Source organism: Xanthobacter sp. DMC47 (assembly GCF_056313845.1).
On sequence record NZ_JBQUZM010000001.1, the window covers coordinates 2,226,764 to 2,242,869 of the forward strand.

The following is a 16,106-nucleotide window of genomic DNA, read 5'->3' on the forward strand; positions in this document are numbered from 1 at the left end:
GCCACTCATGCGGTTGACCAAGCGCAAGCCGGCAGGGGTCGGCGAAATCCTCGTCGAGGAATTCATGGTCCCGCTCGGCCTCACCCAGGCCGCGCTCGCGGAGGCCATGGGTGTTCCCAGGAAGCATGTGAACGAATTGTGCAATGATCGCCGCGCCGTGACGGCCGCGACGGCGCTCATTCTCGCGCGCGTGTTCGGCAACAGCCCGGATTTCTGGCTGAACGTCCAGCGCCGCGTCGATCTTTGGCAGACGCTAAACTCGCCGGAGGAACGCGCCCGGATCGAGCGGGCGAAGCCATTGGCTCCGGCCGCCTGATCCACGGCACGCGATGCCGCCTCAGATGGTCTGGTTGTATTCGCCGATGCCGGGGTGCTGGCGCAGCACGCCGTCGATCTCCTTGAACATCTCGCGCATGCGAGCCTCGGAGACCGGGCTTTCCACCACCACCACCAGCTCGGGCTTGTTGGAGGAGGCGCGCAGCAGGCCCCAGGAGCCGTCCTCGCAGGTGACGCGCACGCCGTTCACCGTCACGAGGTCGCGGATCTTCTGGCCGGTGACGGTGGCGCCCTCGGAAGCCAGCTTCTCGTAATGCTCCACCACCTTGGCGACGACGCCATACTTGGCCTCGTCCGCGCAGTGGGGCGACATGGTGGGCGAGGACCAGGTCTTGGGCAGCGCCTCGCGCAGCTCGGAAAGCTTCTTGCCGGGGTTGCGGTCCAGCATGTCGAGCACGGCGATGGCGGAGACGAGGCCGTCGTCATAGCCGCGACCCACGGGCTTGTTGAAGAAATAGTGGCCGGACTTCTCGAAGCCCACCAGCGCGCCCGTCTCGTTCACCCGGCGCTTCATGTAGGAATGGCCGGTCTTCCAATAGTCCGCCTTCACGCCGAGCTTGATCAGCTCGGGATCGGTGGCGAACAGGCCGGTGGACTTCACGTCCACAACAAAGGTGGCGTTGGGGTGGAGCTTGGCGAGGTCGCGGGCGAGCAGCACGCCCACCTTATCGGCGAAGATTTCCTCGCCGGTATTGTCCACCACGCCGCAGCGGTCGCCGTCGCCGTCGAAGCCGAGGGCCACGTCCGCATTATGCTCCAGCACCGCGTCCCGCATGGCATGGAGCATCTCCATGTCCTCGGGATTGGGATTGTACTTGGGGAAGGTGTGGTCCAGCTCGGTATCAAGCGGGACCACCTCGACGCCCAGCGCCTCCAGGATCTTCGGGGCGAAGGCGCCGGCCGTGCCGTTGCCGCAGGCCACCACCGCCTTGATGGGGTGCTTCAGCTTCGGCCGGTTGGTGAGGTCCTTGATGTAGACCTCCGGGAAGTTCTCGACGAACACGTAGGCGCCGCCGCCCTTGAGGTCGAATTTCGCGCCGAGCACGATCTCCTTGAGCCGGGTCATCTCGTCCGGGCCGAAGGTGAGGGGGCGGTTGACGCCCATCTTCACGCCGGTCCAGCCATTGTCGTTGTGCGAGGCGGTGACCATCGCCACGGCCGGCACGTCCAGCGCGAACTGGGCGAAATAGGCCATGGGCGACATGGCGAGGCCAATGTCGTGGACCTTGATGCCCGCCGCCATGAGGCCGGAAACCAGCGCCAGCTTGATGGAGGAGGAATAGGAGCGGAAGTCGTGGCCGGTGACGATCTCGGGCTTCACGCCCATCTCGTGCATCAGCGTGCCGAGGCCCATGCCGAGGGCCTGCACGCCCATGAGGTTGATTTCCTTTTGGAACAACCAGCGGGCGTCGTACTCCCGGAAGCCGGTCGGCTTCACCATGGGCTCGGACTCGTAGGCGTAGGTATTGGGCGTCAGGACCGGCTTCGGCGTCGGGAACATGGGCACCATTCCTCCGCAGCACGCAAAATTTCGCGGTCGCGAGATAGCACGGATTCGTGACCAAACGAACGGCTGCGCTTGGGATTAGTTCCCCCTGCCGCGGCGGCACGGTGACGCCGCCGTGGCGGTCACGCGATCTTCCGTGTCTTTTCCGGGAGCATGGTGCCCTCTTCCCGCGCCCGCACATGCCAGGAAAGGGCCTCCTCGATGATGTGCGGCGTGTGTCCGCCGCGCGCGGTCGCCCGCTCGAAATAGTCCGCCAGGGCATCGCGATAGAGCGGATGCACGCAATTAGCGATGATGACCCGCGCCCGCTCCCGCGGCGCCAGCTCCCGCAGGTCGGCAAGGCCGACCTCGGTGACGAGGATGTCCACGTCGTGCTCGGTGTGGTCCACATGGCTGACCATGGGCACCACCGAGGAGAGCGCCCCGCCCTTGGCGATGGACTTGGTGACGAACACCGACAGATAGGCGTTGCGGGCGAAATCGCCGGAGCCGCCGATGCCGTTCATCATGTGGGTGCCACCCACATGGGTGGAATTGACGTTGCCGTAGAGGTCGAATTCCAGCGCCGTGTTGATGCCGATGAGGCCGAGGCGGCGGATGATCTCCGGATGATTGGAAATCTCCTGCGGCCGCAGGATGAGGCGCGACTTGTAGTCGGTGATGCGCGGCATCACCTGGTCGTATTTCGCTTTGGACAGGGTGATGGACGAGCCCGAGGCGAAGTTCAGCTTGCCGGCGTCGAACAGGTCGAAGGTCGAATCCTGGAGCACCTCGGAATACATGGTGAGGTCGCCGAACGGGCTCTCGATGAAGCCGTGCATCACCGCGTTGGCGATGGTGCCGATGCCGGCCTGCAGCGGCTGCAGGCGGTTCGTCATGCGGCCGAGCTTCACCTCGTGCTTCAGGAATTCCATGAGATGGCCGGCGATGGCGACGGTCTCGGGGTCCGGCGGCAGCACGTTGGACGCGGAATCGAGCTTCCGCGTCACCACGATGGCGGCGATCTTCTCCGGGTCGATGGGAATGAAGGGCAGGCCCACCCGGCTTTCCGGCGTCACCACCGGGATCGGCTCGCGGAACGGGCGGCGGGTGGGGATATAGATGTCGTGCAGCCCCTCCAGCTCCGCCGGCTGGGTCAGGTTGATCTCGACGATCACCTTCTTCGCCAGGATGGCGAAGGTGGCGGAATTGCCCACCGAGGTGGTGGGAATGATGCCGCCGGAAGCGGTGATGCCCACCGCCTCGATCACCGCCACGTCGATGGGCCCGAGCTGGTTGGTGCGCAGATGCTCCACCGTCTCGGACAGGTGCTGGTCGACGAACATCACCTCGCCGGCATTGATCGCCTTGCGCAGCGCGGGGTCGGACTGGAACGGGATGCGACGGGAGAGCAGGTGCGCCTCCGCCATCTGCTTGTCGAGGTCGTTGCCCAGCGAGGCGCCGGTGATGAGGGTGATACGCAGCGGCTCGCCGCGCGCATGGGCGGCGTTGGCGCGGGCGGCGAGCGCCATCGGCACGGCCTTCGCCTCGCCGGCGCGGGTGAAGCCGCTCATGCCCACGATCATGCCGTCGCCGATGAGCGCAGCGGCCTCCTCGGCCGGGACGATCCTGTCACGCAAGGACGAGAGGCGGATGCGGTTCTCGGGCATGTCGGCAATTCCGTCGAGAGGACAATCCCTTGCGCATAGCGAGGCGCGCGGGGCCACCGGAATTCGACTTAAAGGGAAGGCCACTCAGGCGGTGATCGCCACCGGCAGGCCGAAGGCATCCCGCTCCGGCGGGTCGGGGAAGCGCAAGGCCTTGCCCTCGAACACTCTTTTTGCGGTGACGGCGCAAGCGCAGGCATCCACCAGATCATCGAGCCCTGCGCGCAGCGCAGTCGCGGTCTTCGCGTGAAGCAGATCGGTTGGCACGCCCGCGCGGGCGAGGAGGCCGATGCGCAGCTCAAGGCCGGGCGGGTGCGGCCGGTTCTTCTCCTTCTTGGCCACCTCGAGCGGCGCGCCGTTCATGATGCGGAATGACACCTCAGGATGGCATTCGATGAGGCGCTCCCGCAATTCCGCCCGGCGCAGCAACAGTTCGTCCAGCTCGGCGACCTTGGGGAACAGGTTGAAGCACTGGATGGAGACCTTGCGCGCCGGGTTCGAATGGGCGAGCGCCGCGGCACAGGCGGCTGCGAACCGCTCCCGCTCGTCCCCCGGCCCCACGCCGGCCATGACCGCAGCACGGGCCGGGACGGAGAAGACGGACGATTGCCGTCCACCGAGCAACGGGCGCACCGCCCGCTCTGCCGCGCGCCCGCCGATCTCGCTGGTTTCGGGCAGACCTATGGGCATGTCCACGCAGGCGATGGCGGGAGCGTCGGGCGCATCGAACAGCTCTTCCACGCGGGTGCGGCGGAACAGCTGGAGATGATCTGCGCCGTCCCATTGCGCGATCACCCAGCCGCCCCGGCAGCCATCGATGCCGGCGAAGGGCAGATCCGCGAGCATCATCTCAGTCCTCGCCCGCCTTGGCCTTGGGCAGGGGGATGGTGGAGGGCTGGGGGATCGGCGCCGCGTAATATTTGCGCTTGATGGAGCCGGTCTCGGGGTTGCTGGAGGAGGCGGAGGACATGGGGATGCCCTGCGGACCCACCTGCCAGCCCGGCGGCAGCCCGCCCTTCTGCGGCGCGGCCGGCGGGGGCCCCGGCGCGCGTGCGGCGGCGGGAGCCGGGGCGTTGCCCACGGTGCCGGGGGGATAGTTCGAGGGGGGATAGTTGGATGGCGGATAGCTCGCCGGGGAATATCCGGCGGGCGGAGGCGGCGCCGGCGAGGCGATGATCTGCGTCTGCGGCGCTGCCCGCGCGGCCTCGACCGGCGGCAAGGGGGGCGGCGGCTCGGCAGCGACCGGTGCCGGCTGCGGCGCGGCCCGCGCCCCGCCGAACAGGGTGGAGAAGAAGGACGGCTGCTCCGCCGGGGCCGAGACCGGCTGCGGCGCCGGGGCATAGACGGGCGCCGCTTCCGCCACCGGAGCGCTGGGCGCGGCTTCGGAAACCATGGGCGGGGCCTTGGTGGGCATGGAGGGCGCGGGCATCGGGCGCGGCGCCGGCTTGCAGATGGTCCGCCCCTTGGCGTGACGCATCAGGTCCACATGGATGTGGTCGTAGTGGAAGATGTTGGAGCCGGGCGCGAGCACGGTCGTGAAGCGCTCGCACGCCCCGGCCTGTACCTGCAGCAGGAAGCCGCGCTCCTCGGGCGAGCCCTTCCAGCCATTCTTAACGGTGATCCACCGCCCGTCCGCGGTGCGGAAGCCGCCGATATCGAGCGCGTTGCCGAACGCATGCTCGGAAATCTTGGCGTTGGGATCGCCGTTCATGCCACGGCATGAATAGGCCGACATCTGGCTGATGGCGACGATGGGCTGGCCGAGCCATGCCAGCGCCGCCGGCTGCACCACCTCCTGCACCCACATGTCCACCTGGTAGATCACCGGGCAGGCGAGCTTTCCGGCGGGCTCCAGCACCACATTCCCCTGCGCCAGCGCGGTCACGCGGAACGGATGATCCATGCCGCAGGCACCGGGGCCCTGGACGGCGGGAAGCGGCTCCATGAAGACGGACGGGACCACCGCCTTGGCCGCAAGGCACTGTTCCTCGGCCTGGGAGCGCCACGAATCGCGCTCCTCCAGGCCGAAGCGACAGCCCGAAAGGGCGCCGGCCAGAAGGAGGAGGGCGAGGAAGATGCGGGGCGTGTCACGCGACATGGCCCCACCTTGCGTAGGGCGCCTTGCAAAGGGGTTAAGGCCCGCCGCCAAATACCGCAAAAGCGGCCGCAGCCCCTTGAAAAGTCAGAACCCCACGCCCTTCCGCAACGCAAGTCGCGACGGAGGGGATGGGGTTCAAAAAATCGGACGAAGAATGCAAGGGAGCCGCCGAAGCGTCGCCTCGGCAAATTGCGCGGGGCGGCGCGAACGATGGGAGGCGCACCGAAAGCCCCGTCCGGTTCGGACGTGAGCCTGGAGCCCTCAGTCCTTCTTGGGCTCGGCTGCCGGCTGGGCTGCGCCGTCGGCCGCGCCGGCTTCGGGTGCCTCGGCCTCCGGCTCGCGGCCCTCGAAGGCCGCCTGAAGACGCTCGGCGAGGCTCTGCAGCTCGTCCGGCATGTCTTCCTGGGTGTAGTCGTCAAACAGTTGGCGCAGCTCGCGTCCCAGCAGATCCTGCCGTGCGGAGATGTCGCGGCGATGAGGCGTTCGCATGCCGCCTGCCTCTTTCTGGTGCTGCGTCGTCATGGGTGTGTCGAGGGGACCTTGGAAGCGTGCCGATCGCATGGCGGGGGTCTTCTGACAGACGCGGGCGGTCTCAAGATGGGACACGTCCACGTGCGTTGCAATATGGTTTTGAACACGCAGGCCTCAGTCACGGTAAAGCCGCGACAGATGTCCGGTGTCCAGATCGGTCTCGGGGCCGGCCGCATCCACGTCCGGTCCGTCGTCCACATCGTGGCGTTTATCGGAACCGTCGAACGCCGCCTGGAATTCCTTGAGCAGGCGCCGCTCCTCGTCAGCGGAACGTTCCCGCCGCGGGGGAAAGTCCCGCCGGCTTTCGCCGGGACCGAATTCCACGGGATCATAGCCGTGCGGGGCATCGTCCACGCCCGTCTTCTGCGCACCCGTATCAGGCAGGGTAGAGCCGCCCGGCAGGGGTTCGTGTCGCAATCCGCTCATCCGCCTCCTCCCGAGTCTCCCAGATCGACGAGAAAACGCGGGGCGGGCGGATTTGTTCCATGGCGTCCGCCGGAAACGCACGCCGCCCGCGCAAGGGAGCGCCCCCTTCGCGCCGCGTGGAGAACGCGACGTTCCCTTGGGAACAAGCGCGACAGTTGCGCAGTTCACAATCCGTGTAACAAATGCGCGCCGAACAGCTGGTTGCTGAGCGTAACGACCGTCTCCAGCCGGCGCTGCACATTCATTCAGGCAAATGGCAAGGAGACACGGCATGCTGAGCTGGGCGATTACCTTTCTCATCGTCGCACTGATCGCCGCAGTCCTGGGCTTCGGTGGAATAGCGGGCACGGCGATCGAAATCGCGAAGATCATCTTCTTCGTCGCGATCATCCTGTTCCTCATCTCGGCGGTGATGGGATTGATGCGCCGCGGTCGCGGCCCAGTCTGATCCGTCCGCGCCCACCCACGGAAGCGGTCGAAAAAACAGGGCGGTCCGGAGGGGTCCCGGGCCGCCCTGAAGTCACTTGGAGATGGCGCCAGTGATAATTTGCTAAGGTAAAGGTCCCGCTAACGGCACCCTCGGACCCCGAAAACAAAAAGGCGCCCGGTGGGCGCCTTTCGTGTCTTCAACGTGCCTGCGTGCCGCTCAGGGGCACTGCACGCGGTAGCGATTGCCATAGGCGTCGCGCGCCCAGCAGGCGCGGGGGGTGGTCTCGGCGCCGATGATGGCACCCGTGCCCGCGCCGATGAGGCCGCCGACGAGGGCGCCCGTGCCGGTGCCCGTGGCGGCGGCGCCGATCAGCGCGCCGGTACCGGCGCCGATCGCAGCACCGCCCACCGCACGATCCTGGCGCGAATATTCGCTGCAACCGCCAAGGGCGAGTGCCATCACGCCAATCATGAGAGCCGCTTTCATCTTTTTCTCCCTTGCCCTGCCGGCGGCATGCCGGACATCCATCCTGCCCCTAGCGCCGCTTGAGGGCACGAGGGCGAAACACCGCGCCTGACCCCAAAGGCGTCAGGCGGAACCCGCTACTCCATCCCGTCGGGCGCAGCCTTGAGCTCGTCCTCAGGAGCCGGACCGTGGGCGGATCGGCGCCCACGCGACGTAACGGCATATAGCACGCACCCCACCCCGACGCCCACCGCCACCGCAGCAACGATGACCGGGAGCGCCGCCGGCTCCGCGCGGAACGGGCGGTGCGGCAACGCGGGCAGATGCCGGCGAAGGCTGTCCAGAGACAGGCTCGGAAGCGATTCCGCCCGCTCCGCCACCCAGTCCTGGGCATCGGACGCCACATCGGAGGCGAGACGCCCCCATTCGCGCTCCCGCCTGTGGAACGAGGACTGGAGATGGTCGAGTTCATCCCGCAACGCCGAGAGGCGCCGGGAAAACCCGTCGGTCGAACTCCTGTGCAAGCCGAGCATATGCTGTCTCCCGTGACGCCGAGACGAACGCCGCCGAACCGCTCCGGTTCCGTCCAGTAAGCCGGAGCGGAGCCGTTTCGCGAGAGCCTGTGGCGGCATTGGGTCGAAGCTGAGGGGGAACCGTGGCGCCGCAACGGCGTTATCTTACCTGAAATATGAAGGGGTCCGTGCGTTGTCCGGTATGCTTGAAGGATCACTGCCTGCAAGAGAGGCCGAACTGCCGGGAGCCTTTGTCGCCCTCGACCCCGCGACGCACGCCTTCTTTCTCGACGTGGACGGGACGCTGATCGATATCGCGGAACGACCCGAGGCGGTGGTGGTTCCGCCCGGCCTTTCCGATACCCTGACGGTTCTTTCCGAGCGTGCCGGCGGGGCGCTGGCGCTGGTCAGCGGCCGCTCGCTCGCCTCGCTCGACCAGTTGTTCGGGGCCGACACATTCGCCGCCGCCGGCGTTCATGGCGCCGACATCCGCCTCGCCGCGGGCCGGCCTTCCGATCGGGCGGCCGCCCTCGACACTGATCTGCGGCGCGCCCTCGGTGCCGTCGCGGCCGAGTTCGCGGATGTGTTCGCCGAGGACAAGGAGCACGCGGTCGCCATCCACTATCGAGCCCATCCGGAAGTGGCACCCGTGCTGAAACGCGCCCTGCTCGAGGTGGTCGGCCGGCGGCCGGGCGTCGAGATCATGCCCGGGCACTGCGTGTTCGAGGTGCGCCGGGAAGGCATAGACAAGGGATCCGCCGTCGCGCGTTTCATGGCCGCGGCCCCCTTCGCCGGGCGTCGGCCCGTCTTCATCGGTGACGACGTGACCGATGAGGCCGGCTTCAGGGCCGTGAACCAGGCGGGCGGCATCGCCGTGGCGGTCGGCGCGCCCCGCGATGGCGCCCACACCGTTCTGCCGGACCCGCGCTCGGTCCGCGCCCTCATCACCCATCTCGCGGCCGAGCCGCGGCAACGAAGGAGGTGACCTCCGTGTCCCGCATCGTGGTCGTATCGAACCGAGTGGCCCTCCCCCAGAAGTCCGGCGCGCCGGCCGGGGGCCTCGCCGTCGCCGTCAACGCCGCCCTCAAGGACCGTGGGGGCATATGGTTCGGATGGAGCGGGCGGATCGCGCCGGACCCCTCCGACACGCCGCAGTCGACGAAGCACGCCGGCGTAACCTATGCCGTGGTGGACCTCACCAACGAGGACTACCAGGAATATTACAACGGCTTCGCCAACCGGGTGCTATGGCCCGTACTGCACTACCGGGTGGATCTCTCGGAATTCTTCCGCTCTGATCTCTCCGGCTACATCCGGGTCAACCGGATGTTCGCCGATCATCTGGAGAAGATCATCCAGCCGGACGACATCCTGTGGATTCACGACTACCACATGATGCCGCTTGCCAAATATCTCAGGGAACGCGGCCATAACAACCGCATCGGCTTCTTCCTGCACATTCCCATGCCGCCGGCGGACATCATCCAGGCCCTGCCGCAGCATGCCGACACCGTAGGGGCGCTCGCCCATTACGATCTCGTCGGCTTCCAGACCGAAGGCGACCGCGAAAATTTCGCTCGCTATCTGGAAACCCGCGGTGGCCAGTCCACGCCCGACGGTACCGGCTGCGACATCGGCGGCCGGCGTGTGCGCCTCGGCACCTTCCCCGTGGGCATCGAGACAGGCGCCTTCGCGCGGCGGGCCCGGCACGCGAGCCGCACCCGCTTCGTGAAGGCGTTCGACGAAAGCCTGTCCGGCCGCAAGCTCATCATCGGCGTGGACCGGCTGGACTATTCCAAGGGCATCCCCAACCGGCTCGACGCCTACGACCATTTCCTGCGCACGGAGCCGGACTGGCACGACCGCGTGACCTACCTGCAGATCACGCCCAAGAGCCGCACCGATGTGCCGGAATATCAGGACATGGACCGCCACGTCTCCCACCGGGCCGGGCAGATCAACGGCGCCTACAGCGACGTGTCCTGGACGCCGCTGCGCTACGTGAACCGCACCTATTCCCGCTCGGCCCTTGCCGGATTCTACCGCCGCGCCGACGTGGCGATGGTGACCCCGCTGCGCGATGGCATGAACCTCGTCGCCAAGGAATTCGTCGCCGCGCAGGACCCGGCCGACCCCGGCGTGCTGCTCCTGTCCCAGTTCGCGGGGGCGGCGAGCGAGTTGGGGACGGGCGCACTCATCGTCAATCCGCACGATACCGAGGGCGTCGCCGCTGCGCTGCGCCGAGCGCTGGAGATGCCGCTGGCGGAGCGGCGCGAGCGCCATCGGCGGATGATGCGGGTGCTGGACGCCCACGACATCAACCGCTGGGCCGAGGACTTCCTCGCAGCGCTAGCGCCCGAACCGCAGCCGGAGCGCCGTGAAATAGCCCTACCCCGCGCCGCGGTGCGCAGCATCGTCCGCCTGCCCGTGGGCTGGGGATCGAGCGCGCTGCCGCGCGGCGCGTGAGAACGCACACGGACCGGACGGCGGGAGATAAATCCCGCCGCTTTCCTGTTGGCGCCCGGCCGGCAAGCCTATAAAGAGGCTCCGGCTGCGGGCGTGGCGGAACTGGTAGACGCAGCGGACTCAAAATCCGCCGTCCTCACGGATATGTCGGTTCGAGTCCGACCGCCCGCACCATCTTTCCTCGCGCTATGTCGCCCGCCAACCCATCGCGTTTCGTTCGCGCGATGCCGCCGGCCAACCCATCGCGGGGGGTTCTCCGCCCAATCCTCTCGTCTCTTCAGTGCCTGTTGGCGCGATCCGCGATGGCCGCGAGGCCGGCGCTGGCGCACGCCTCATCCTTGTCACCGCCCGGCGCGCCGCCGACCCCGATGGCGGCGACGATCTCGTCGCCGCGCATCACGCCCACGCCACCGGCGAGCGCGATGACGTTGGGGATGGTGGTGAGCGAGGTGCCCGCGCCGCCGGGATATTTCGCGACGATCTCGGCGAAGGCGCTGGAGCGGTCGAACTTGAAGATGGGGCCGAGCGTGGCCACCGTGTAGGCTTTGCGGAAGGCCGTGTCCGGCGTGTGGACCGTGGCATGGTCTGCCTTCAGCGTCGCCTTCACGAGGCCCGACGCGTCCACGACCGTGGCCGTGACCGGCCATCCCTTGGCCTCGCACGCCTTCACCGCCGCCGTCGCCGCCTCCACCGCGAGAGCAAGCGGCAGCGCATAGCCGCTATAGCCCACCTGCGCCGTGGCGGGACTGGCCCAAGAGGCGGCGGCGAGCAGAAGCGCGGCGGCGATCGTCCTTGATGTCACGATGTGTCCTTTCCCGTTGGGCGAGCGGCGCACGATGGCGTCGCCAAGCTGTAACCTTTTATACTATTTTTTTAAGGTTACATGAGGGCCGTAACTTGTCAACGGCATTCGATCCGGTTTCTGGCAATCCCGCCTGCCTCACGCCCGCCTGAACCAAACCGCCCCACCGGCATTGACTGCAGGACACAAGCTGGAGCGACGACGCCATGGCCGAGATGACGCTGGACGAAGTGGTGGAGAAGATGCGCGACATCGATTTCACCACCCTCTTCACCAAAAGCGAGGGTGGCGCGCTGGCCGGGCGGCCCATGAGCAACAATGGCGACGTGGACTATGACGGCAGCAGTTTCTTCTTCGCGCAGGAAGATGCCCGCGCGGTGAGCGAGATTTCTCGCGACCCCAACGTGGGGCTTGCCCTTCAGGGCACGAGCGGCATCCTCGGCCAGCGCCCCTTCTTCGCCACCGTGGAGGGCAAGGCGCAGATCATCCGCGACAAGGCCGCCTTCGAGGCGCGCTGGACCTCCGATCTCGACCGCTGGTTCCCCGCCGGCATCGACACGCCGGGCCTCGTTCTCATCAAGGTCGCGGCGCAGCGCCTCCACTGGTGGAACGGCGAGGACGACGGCGAACTCGTCCTCTAGAGGTCGTCCAACCCTTGCGCCGGGCGTCGCTCAGGGTGGAGGATCGCGGCAAGGAGGAGCCCCATGGCCGCACACCACATGCTCGACGCTCGCGTCGGCGAGATCACCGAGCGCATCGCGCGGCGCAGCCACGACGCGCGGCGCCGCTATCTCGACCGCATCGACGCAGCAGCCCAGCGCCGGCCCCAGCGCCAGGCGCTGGGCTGCGCCAACCAGGCCCACGGCTTCGCAGCCTGCGGGCCATCGGACAAGGCCATGCTGCGGGCGGGCGACGGCCCTTCGCTGGGCATCGTCACCGCCTATAACGACATGCTCTCGGCCCACCGGCCCTATGAGCGCTATCCCGAACTGCTGCGCGAGGCCGCGCGCGAGGCCGGCGGCGCGGCGCTGGTTGCGGGTGGCGTGCCGGCCATGTGCGACGGCATCACCCAGGGCGAGGCGGGGATGGAGCTGTCGCTCTTCTCCCGCGAGGTGATCGCGCTTTCCACCGCCGTCGCCCTCTCCCACCAGACCTTCGATGCCGCGGTCTTTCTCGGCATCTGCGACAAGATCGTGCCCGGCCTCGTCATCGGCGCGCTCTCGTTCGGCCACCTGCCGGCGGTGTTCATCCCGTCCGGCCCCATGACCAGCGGCTTGCCGAACAACGAGAAATCCCGCATCCGCCAGCTCTATGCGGAGGGCAAGGTCGGGCGCGACGCGCTGCTGGAGGCGGAGAGCCAGTCCTACCACGGCCCCGGCACCTGCACCTTCTACGGCACCGCCAACACCAACCAGATGCTCATGGAGATCATGGGCCTGCACCTGCCAGGCGCCTCCTTCGTGACGCCGGACACGCCGCTGCGCGATGCCCTCACCAAGGCGGCCGCCCAGCGCGCGCTCGCCATCACCGCGCTCGGCAACGACCATATCCCCGCCGGGCGGATGCTGGACGAGAAGGCGTTCGTGAACGGCATCGTGGGCCTGCACGCCACCGGCGGCTCTACGAACCACACGCTCCACCTCGTCGCCATGGCGGCGGCCGCGGGCATCGCGCTGAGCTGGGACGATTTCTCCGCGCTCGCCGAGGTGACGCCCCTGCTCGCCCGCGTCTATCCCAACGGCTCGGCGGACGTGAACCACTTCCATGCGGCCGGCGGCGTGCCCTTCGTGGTGCGCGAGCTGCTCTCGGCCGGCCTGCTGCACGCCGATGCCGAGACCATCCTCGGCCGCGGCCTCGAAGCCTATACCCGCGAGCCGGGGCTGGCGGCCGACGGGTCTCTCGAATGGCGGGACGGTGCGGCGGAAAGCGGCGATGACAAGGTCTTGCGCGGGGTGGGAGCGCCTTTCCAGAGCACCGGCGGGCTCAAGGTGCTGGACGGCAGCCTTGGCCGTGCGGTCATCAAGACCTCGGCGGTGGCGCCGGAGCGCCATGTGATCGAGGCGCCGGCCAAGGTCTTCCATTCGCAGGAGGAGCTTCAGGCCGCCTTCAAGGCGGGCGAACTCACCGGCGATCTCGTCGCCGTGGTGCGCTTCCAGGGGCCCAAGGCCAACGGCATGCCGGAGCTTCACAAGCTCATGCCGCCCCTCGGCGTGCTGCAGGATCGCGGGCAAAAGGTGGCCCTCGTCACCGACGGCCGCCTCTCCGGCGCCTCGGGGAAGGTGCCGGCGGCGATCCATGTGACGCCGGAGGCGCTGGACGGCGGCGCCATCGCCCGCATCCGCGACGGCGACATGATACGGGTCGATGCGGTGGCGGGGCGGCTGGAAGTGCTGGTTCCGCCCGGCGAATGGGCGGCCCGGCCCAGCGCCAACGCAGACCTCTCCGCCAGCCATGTGGGCGTCGGGCGCGAGCTGTTCGCCCCCTTCCGCGCCGCCGTGGGCGAGGCGGAGAACGGGGCGTCGATCTTCGCGGCGGTGTGACCGGCGCGAAGGGCGTCAGCCCAGCGCGGTCCCGTTGGCGGCGAGCACGGCGCCGGCCAGATAGAGCGAGCCGGCAATGAGCACGCGCGGCGGCGGCACCACCGCCTCGCGGGCGATGCCGTCGAGGGCGCTGCCCACGTCCCGCGCCACGCTCGCCTTCATGCCGAGGCCGACAGCGGCGGCGGCCACGTCCTCCGGCTTCAGGCCGGCATGCTCGCCGGGGACCGGCACCGCGATGGCCTCGCGTACGAGGCCGGCGAAGGGCTGGAGGAAGCCGGTGACGTCCTTGGTGCCGAGCATGCCGAGGATGAGCACGAGGGGACGCGAATAGCGCTCCTCCAGCTCGCACAGGGCATGGGCGAGGGCGGCGCCGCCGGCGGCGTTGTGTCCGCCGTCGAGCCAAAGCTCCACACCCGCCGGTGCCCGAGCGGACAGCGGGCCGGGCGGAAGGCGCTGGAGTCGCGCAGGCCAGTCAGCCCGCAGGATTCCCGCCTCATGAGCCGCAGGCAGCTTCACCGCGCGCAGCGCAGCGACGGCGAGGCCCGCATTGTCGATCTGGTGCGGCCCGACGAGGCGCGGGCGCGGCAGGTCGAGGAGGCCGTCCTCGTCCGCATAGACGAGCCGGCCGCTTTCCTCCTGCACGTTCCACTGCTGTCCGCGCACGAACAGAGGCGCGAGCTTCTTCGCCGCCGCCCGCTCGATCACCGCCAGCGCCTCCGGCGACTGGGCACCGATCACGACGGGGCAGCGCGGCTTGATGATGCCCGCCTTCTCCCCCGCGATGGCCTCCACAGAGGTGCCGAGGAAGTCCACATGGTCGATGGAGACCGGGGTGATGACGCTCGCCAGCGGCTTCTCGACCACGTTGGTGGCGTCGAGCCGGCCGCCGAGGCCCACCTCCAGCAGCAGCACGTCCGCCGGGTGCTCCGCAAACAGCAGGAAACCCGCCGCCGTGGTGATCTCGAACAAGGTGATGGGGGCGCCGTCATTGGCCATCTCGGCCCGGTCGAGGGCGTCGGCCAGCGCCGCATCGGAGACGAGCCGCCCGCCGCCCGGCGCGCCGAGGCGGATGCGCTCGTTGAACCGCACCAGATGGGGCGACGTGTAGACGTGCACGCTCTGCCCGGCCGCCTCCAGCATCCCCCGCATGAAGGCGATGGTGGAACCCTTGCCGTTGGTGCCGGCGACGTGGATCACCTTCGGCAGGCGCCGCTCGGGATGGCCGAGCGCCTCCAGCAGACGCTCCATCCGGGCGAGGGACAGGTCGATCTTCTTCGGGTGAAGCGCGGCGAGGCGGGAGAGAATCTCGTCCGTGGCGCGGGCGGGCAGGGGCAGTGCCATGGTGCGTCGAGCCGGGGCCCCTTGGGGCCCGCGATCAGGCCTCCCTTACGCTGCCTGCGGGCGCGGCAGCCGGCCCTTGGGCGGCAGCGCCGGCGCCTTGGTCAGCATCCGGCACAGGCGGCCGAGGGTGTCGCGCATCTCGTGGCGGTGCACCACCATGTCGAGCATGCCGTGGTCGCGCAGATATTCGGCGCGCTGGAAGCCATCCGGCAGCTTCTCGCGGATGGTCTGCTCGATGACGCGTGGGCCGGCGAAGCCGATGAGCGCGCCGGGCTCGGCGATCTGGATGTCGCCCAGCATGGCGTAGGAGGCGGTCACGCCACCCGTGGTCGGGTTGGTGAGCACGACGATGTAGGGCTTCTTCGTCTCACGCAGTTCCTGGATGGCGGCCGTGGTGCGCGGCATCTGCATGAGGGAGAGGATGCCCTCCTGCATGCGCGCGCCGCCGGAGGCCGCGAACATGATGAAGGGCGTGCCGCGCTCGGCTGCGGTCTCCAGCCCCTTCACCACCGCCTCGCCGGCGGCCATGCCGAGCGATCCGCCCATGAAGCCGAAGTCCTGCACGGCGATGGTCACGGGCAGCTCGGTGAGCATGCCGGTCGCCACCTTCACCGCGTCCTGGTAACCGGTCTTGGTGCGGGCGTCCTTCAGGCGGTCCACATAGCGGCGCTCGTCGCGGAACTTGAGCGGGTCGATCGCCACCTCGGGAAGGGTGACTTCCTCGTAGGCGCCGTCGTCGAAGGTGTTCTTCAGCCGCGTCACCGCATCCATGCGCATGTGGTAGCCGGACGCGGGAATGACGTAGAGGTTCGCTTCCAGATCCTTGTGAAACACCATCTGCCCGGTCTCGGGGCATTTCACCCAGAGGTTCTCGGGCACCTCGCGCCGCGCCAGGAAGTCGCGGATCTTCGGGCGGACGACGTTGGAAATCCAGTTCACGGGATCATCTCCGGTACGGAGGGGCGCGGCGCCGCGCTGCAGCGCACATAGTCCCCCCTCCGCCCTT

At 68.5% G+C, this 16,106-nt stretch carries 17 protein-coding genes and 1 tRNA gene; 7 read left to right on the plus strand and 11 right to left on the minus strand.

The window, feature by feature from the left end; genetic code table 11:
• The first annotated feature begins 7 nt into the window (after positions 1-7).
• A complete protein-coding gene (locus tag ACT54R_RS10295; RefSeq protein ID WP_476325947.1) occupies positions 8-316 on the plus strand; it encodes a HigA family addiction module antitoxin in 309 nt (102 codons plus the stop codon).
• Between the two features lie 21 nt (positions 317-337).
• On the opposite strand, the gene ACT54R_RS10300 is transcribed toward ACT54R_RS10295, so the two are convergent.
• The 6 genes from ACT54R_RS10300 to ACT54R_RS10325 form a co-directional block, all read right to left on the minus strand.
• Positions 338-1,837 carry a phosphomannomutase/phosphoglucomutase gene (locus ACT54R_RS10300; protein ID WP_168458537.1) on the minus strand — a complete coding sequence of 500 codons (1,500 nt, stop codon included), beginning with the start codon at positions 1,835-1,837 and terminating at the stop codon, positions 338-340.
• A gap of 128 nt (positions 1,838-1,965) precedes the next feature.
• Positions 1,966-3,492, minus strand: coding sequence for an acetyl-CoA hydrolase/transferase family protein (locus tag ACT54R_RS10305; protein ID WP_476325949.1), 1,527 nt, complete (start codon positions 3,490-3,492; stop codon positions 1,966-1,968).
• Between the two features lie 84 nt (positions 3,493-3,576).
• Positions 3,577-4,338 (minus strand): DUF429 domain-containing protein, encoded by a 762-nt coding sequence (locus tag ACT54R_RS10310; RefSeq protein WP_476325951.1) that lies wholly within the window; start codon positions 4,336-4,338, stop codon positions 3,577-3,579.
• Position 4,339: 1 nt separating this feature from the next.
• Positions 4,340-5,587 (minus strand): extensin-like domain-containing protein, encoded by a 1,248-nt coding sequence (locus tag ACT54R_RS10315; RefSeq protein WP_476325953.1) that lies wholly within the window; start codon positions 5,585-5,587, stop codon positions 4,340-4,342.
• A gap of 261 nt (positions 5,588-5,848) precedes the next feature.
• The gene (locus tag ACT54R_RS10320) at positions 5,849-6,076 is read right to left on the minus strand and encodes a hypothetical protein (RefSeq protein ID WP_476325955.1); all 228 of its coding nucleotides are present in this window, start codon (positions 6,074-6,076) and stop codon (positions 5,849-5,851) included.
• Between the two features lie 156 nt (positions 6,077-6,232).
• A complete protein-coding gene (locus ACT54R_RS10325; RefSeq protein ID WP_168458542.1) occupies positions 6,233-6,544 on the minus strand; it encodes a hypothetical protein in 312 nt (103 codons plus the stop codon).
• A 271-nt stretch (positions 6,545-6,815) separates the two neighbouring features.
• Between ACT54R_RS10325 and ACT54R_RS10330 the strand changes: the two genes are divergently transcribed.
• Positions 6,816-6,992 carry a DUF1328 domain-containing protein gene (locus ACT54R_RS10330; RefSeq protein WP_394082142.1) on the plus strand — a complete coding sequence of 59 codons (177 nt, stop codon included), beginning with the start codon at positions 6,816-6,818 and terminating at the stop codon, positions 6,990-6,992.
• Between the two features lie 198 nt (positions 6,993-7,190).
• On the opposite strand, the gene ACT54R_RS10335 is transcribed toward ACT54R_RS10330, so the two are convergent.
• Both ACT54R_RS10335 and ACT54R_RS10340 read right to left on the minus strand, forming a co-directional pair.
• Complete coding sequence (locus ACT54R_RS10335; protein WP_024276680.1) at positions 7,191-7,460, minus strand: YMGG-like glycine zipper-containing protein; 270 nt, start codon at positions 7,458-7,460, stop codon at positions 7,191-7,193.
• Between the two features lie 116 nt (positions 7,461-7,576).
• On the minus strand, positions 7,577-7,972 hold the full coding sequence (locus ACT54R_RS10340) for a hypothetical protein (protein WP_476325958.1): 396 nt from the start codon (positions 7,970-7,972) through the stop codon (positions 7,577-7,579).
• Between the two features lie 181 nt (positions 7,973-8,153).
• Between ACT54R_RS10340 and otsB the strand changes: the two genes are divergently transcribed.
• The 3 genes from otsB (at position 8,154) to ACT54R_RS10355 (ending at position 10,591) form a co-directional block, all read left to right on the plus strand.
• On the plus strand, positions 8,154-8,936 hold the full coding sequence (gene otsB, locus ACT54R_RS10345) for a trehalose-phosphatase (protein WP_476325960.1): 783 nt from the start codon (positions 8,154-8,156) through the stop codon (positions 8,934-8,936).
• Positions 8,937-8,941: 5 nt separating this feature from the next.
• Entirely contained in the window at positions 8,942-10,417 is a 1,476-nt protein-coding gene (otsA, locus tag ACT54R_RS10350) for an alpha,alpha-trehalose-phosphate synthase (UDP-forming) (protein ID WP_168458545.1), read from the plus strand.
• A gap of 87 nt (positions 10,418-10,504) precedes the next feature.
• Positions 10,505-10,591: transfer RNA gene (locus ACT54R_RS10355), tRNA-Leu, on the plus strand.
• A 103-nt stretch (positions 10,592-10,694) separates the two neighbouring features.
• Here the strand turns inward: ACT54R_RS10355 and ACT54R_RS10360 are convergent.
• Positions 10,695-11,219 (minus strand): GlcG/HbpS family heme-binding protein, encoded by a 525-nt coding sequence (locus tag ACT54R_RS10360; protein WP_476325962.1) that lies wholly within the window; start codon positions 11,217-11,219, stop codon positions 10,695-10,697.
• 206 nt (positions 11,220-11,425) lie between these two features.
• Between ACT54R_RS10360 and ACT54R_RS10365 the strand changes: the two genes are divergently transcribed.
• Positions 11,426-11,860, plus strand: a complete 435-nt coding sequence (locus ACT54R_RS10365; RefSeq protein ID WP_476325964.1) for a pyridoxamine 5'-phosphate oxidase family protein — start codon at positions 11,426-11,428, stop codon at positions 11,858-11,860.
• Between the two features lie 63 nt (positions 11,861-11,923).
• A complete protein-coding gene (gene edd / locus ACT54R_RS10370) occupies positions 11,924-13,759 on the plus strand; it encodes a phosphogluconate dehydratase (protein ID WP_476325966.1) in 1,836 nt (611 codons plus the stop codon).
• Positions 13,760-13,774: 15 nt separating this feature from the next.
• On the opposite strand, the gene ACT54R_RS10375 is transcribed toward edd, so the two are convergent.
• Entirely contained in the window at positions 13,775-15,100 is a 1,326-nt protein-coding gene (locus tag ACT54R_RS10375; RefSeq protein WP_476325968.1) for a bifunctional folylpolyglutamate synthase/dihydrofolate synthase, read from the minus strand.
• A 45-nt stretch (positions 15,101-15,145) separates the two neighbouring features.
• Entirely contained in the window at positions 15,146-16,039 is an 894-nt protein-coding gene (gene accD, locus ACT54R_RS10380) for an acetyl-CoA carboxylase, carboxyltransferase subunit beta (protein ID WP_168458549.1), read from the minus strand.
• Positions 16,040-16,106: the final 67 nt, after the last annotated feature.

Excerpts from the sequence above, each read along its gene's own strand:
- ACT54R_RS10310 (WP_476325951.1), bottom strand. The coding sequence starts at position 4,338 with ATGATGCTCGCGGATCTGCCCTTCGCCGGCATCGATGGCTGCCGGGGC.
- edd (WP_476325966.1), top strand. The coding sequence starts at position 11,924 with ATGGCCGCACACCACATGCTCGACGCTCGCGTCGGCGAGATCACCGAG.
- ACT54R_RS10340 (WP_476325958.1), bottom strand. The coding sequence starts at position 7,972 with ATGCTCGGCTTGCACAGGAGTTCGACCGACGGGTTTTCCCGGCGCCTC.
- ACT54R_RS10375 (WP_476325968.1), bottom strand. The coding sequence starts at position 15,100 with ATGGCACTGCCCCTGCCCGCCCGCGCCACGGACGAGATTCTCTCCCGC.
- ACT54R_RS10300 (WP_168458537.1), bottom strand. The coding sequence starts at position 1,837 with ATGTTCCCGACGCCGAAGCCGGTCCTGACGCCCAATACCTACGCCTAC.
- ACT54R_RS10295 (WP_476325947.1), top strand. The coding sequence starts at position 8 with ATGCGGTTGACCAAGCGCAAGCCGGCAGGGGTCGGCGAAATCCTCGTC.
- otsB (WP_476325960.1), top strand. The coding sequence starts at position 8,154 with ATGCTTGAAGGATCACTGCCTGCAAGAGAGGCCGAACTGCCGGGAGCC.
- ACT54R_RS10330 (WP_394082142.1), top strand. The coding sequence starts at position 6,816 with ATGCTGAGCTGGGCGATTACCTTTCTCATCGTCGCACTGATCGCCGCA.
- ACT54R_RS10315 (WP_476325953.1), bottom strand. The coding sequence starts at position 5,587 with ATGTCGCGTGACACGCCCCGCATCTTCCTCGCCCTCCTCCTTCTGGCC.
- ACT54R_RS10365 (WP_476325964.1), top strand. The coding sequence starts at position 11,426 with ATGGCCGAGATGACGCTGGACGAAGTGGTGGAGAAGATGCGCGACATC.
- ACT54R_RS10320 (WP_476325955.1), bottom strand. The coding sequence starts at position 6,076 with ATGCGAACGCCTCATCGCCGCGACATCTCCGCACGGCAGGATCTGCTG.
- ACT54R_RS10335 (WP_024276680.1), bottom strand. The coding sequence starts at position 7,460 with ATGAAAGCGGCTCTCATGATTGGCGTGATGGCACTCGCCCTTGGCGGT.
- ACT54R_RS10305 (WP_476325949.1), bottom strand. The coding sequence starts at position 3,492 with ATGCCCGAGAACCGCATCCGCCTCTCGTCCTTGCGTGACAGGATCGTC.
- ACT54R_RS10325 (WP_168458542.1), bottom strand. The coding sequence starts at position 6,544 with ATGAGCGGATTGCGACACGAACCCCTGCCGGGCGGCTCTACCCTGCCT.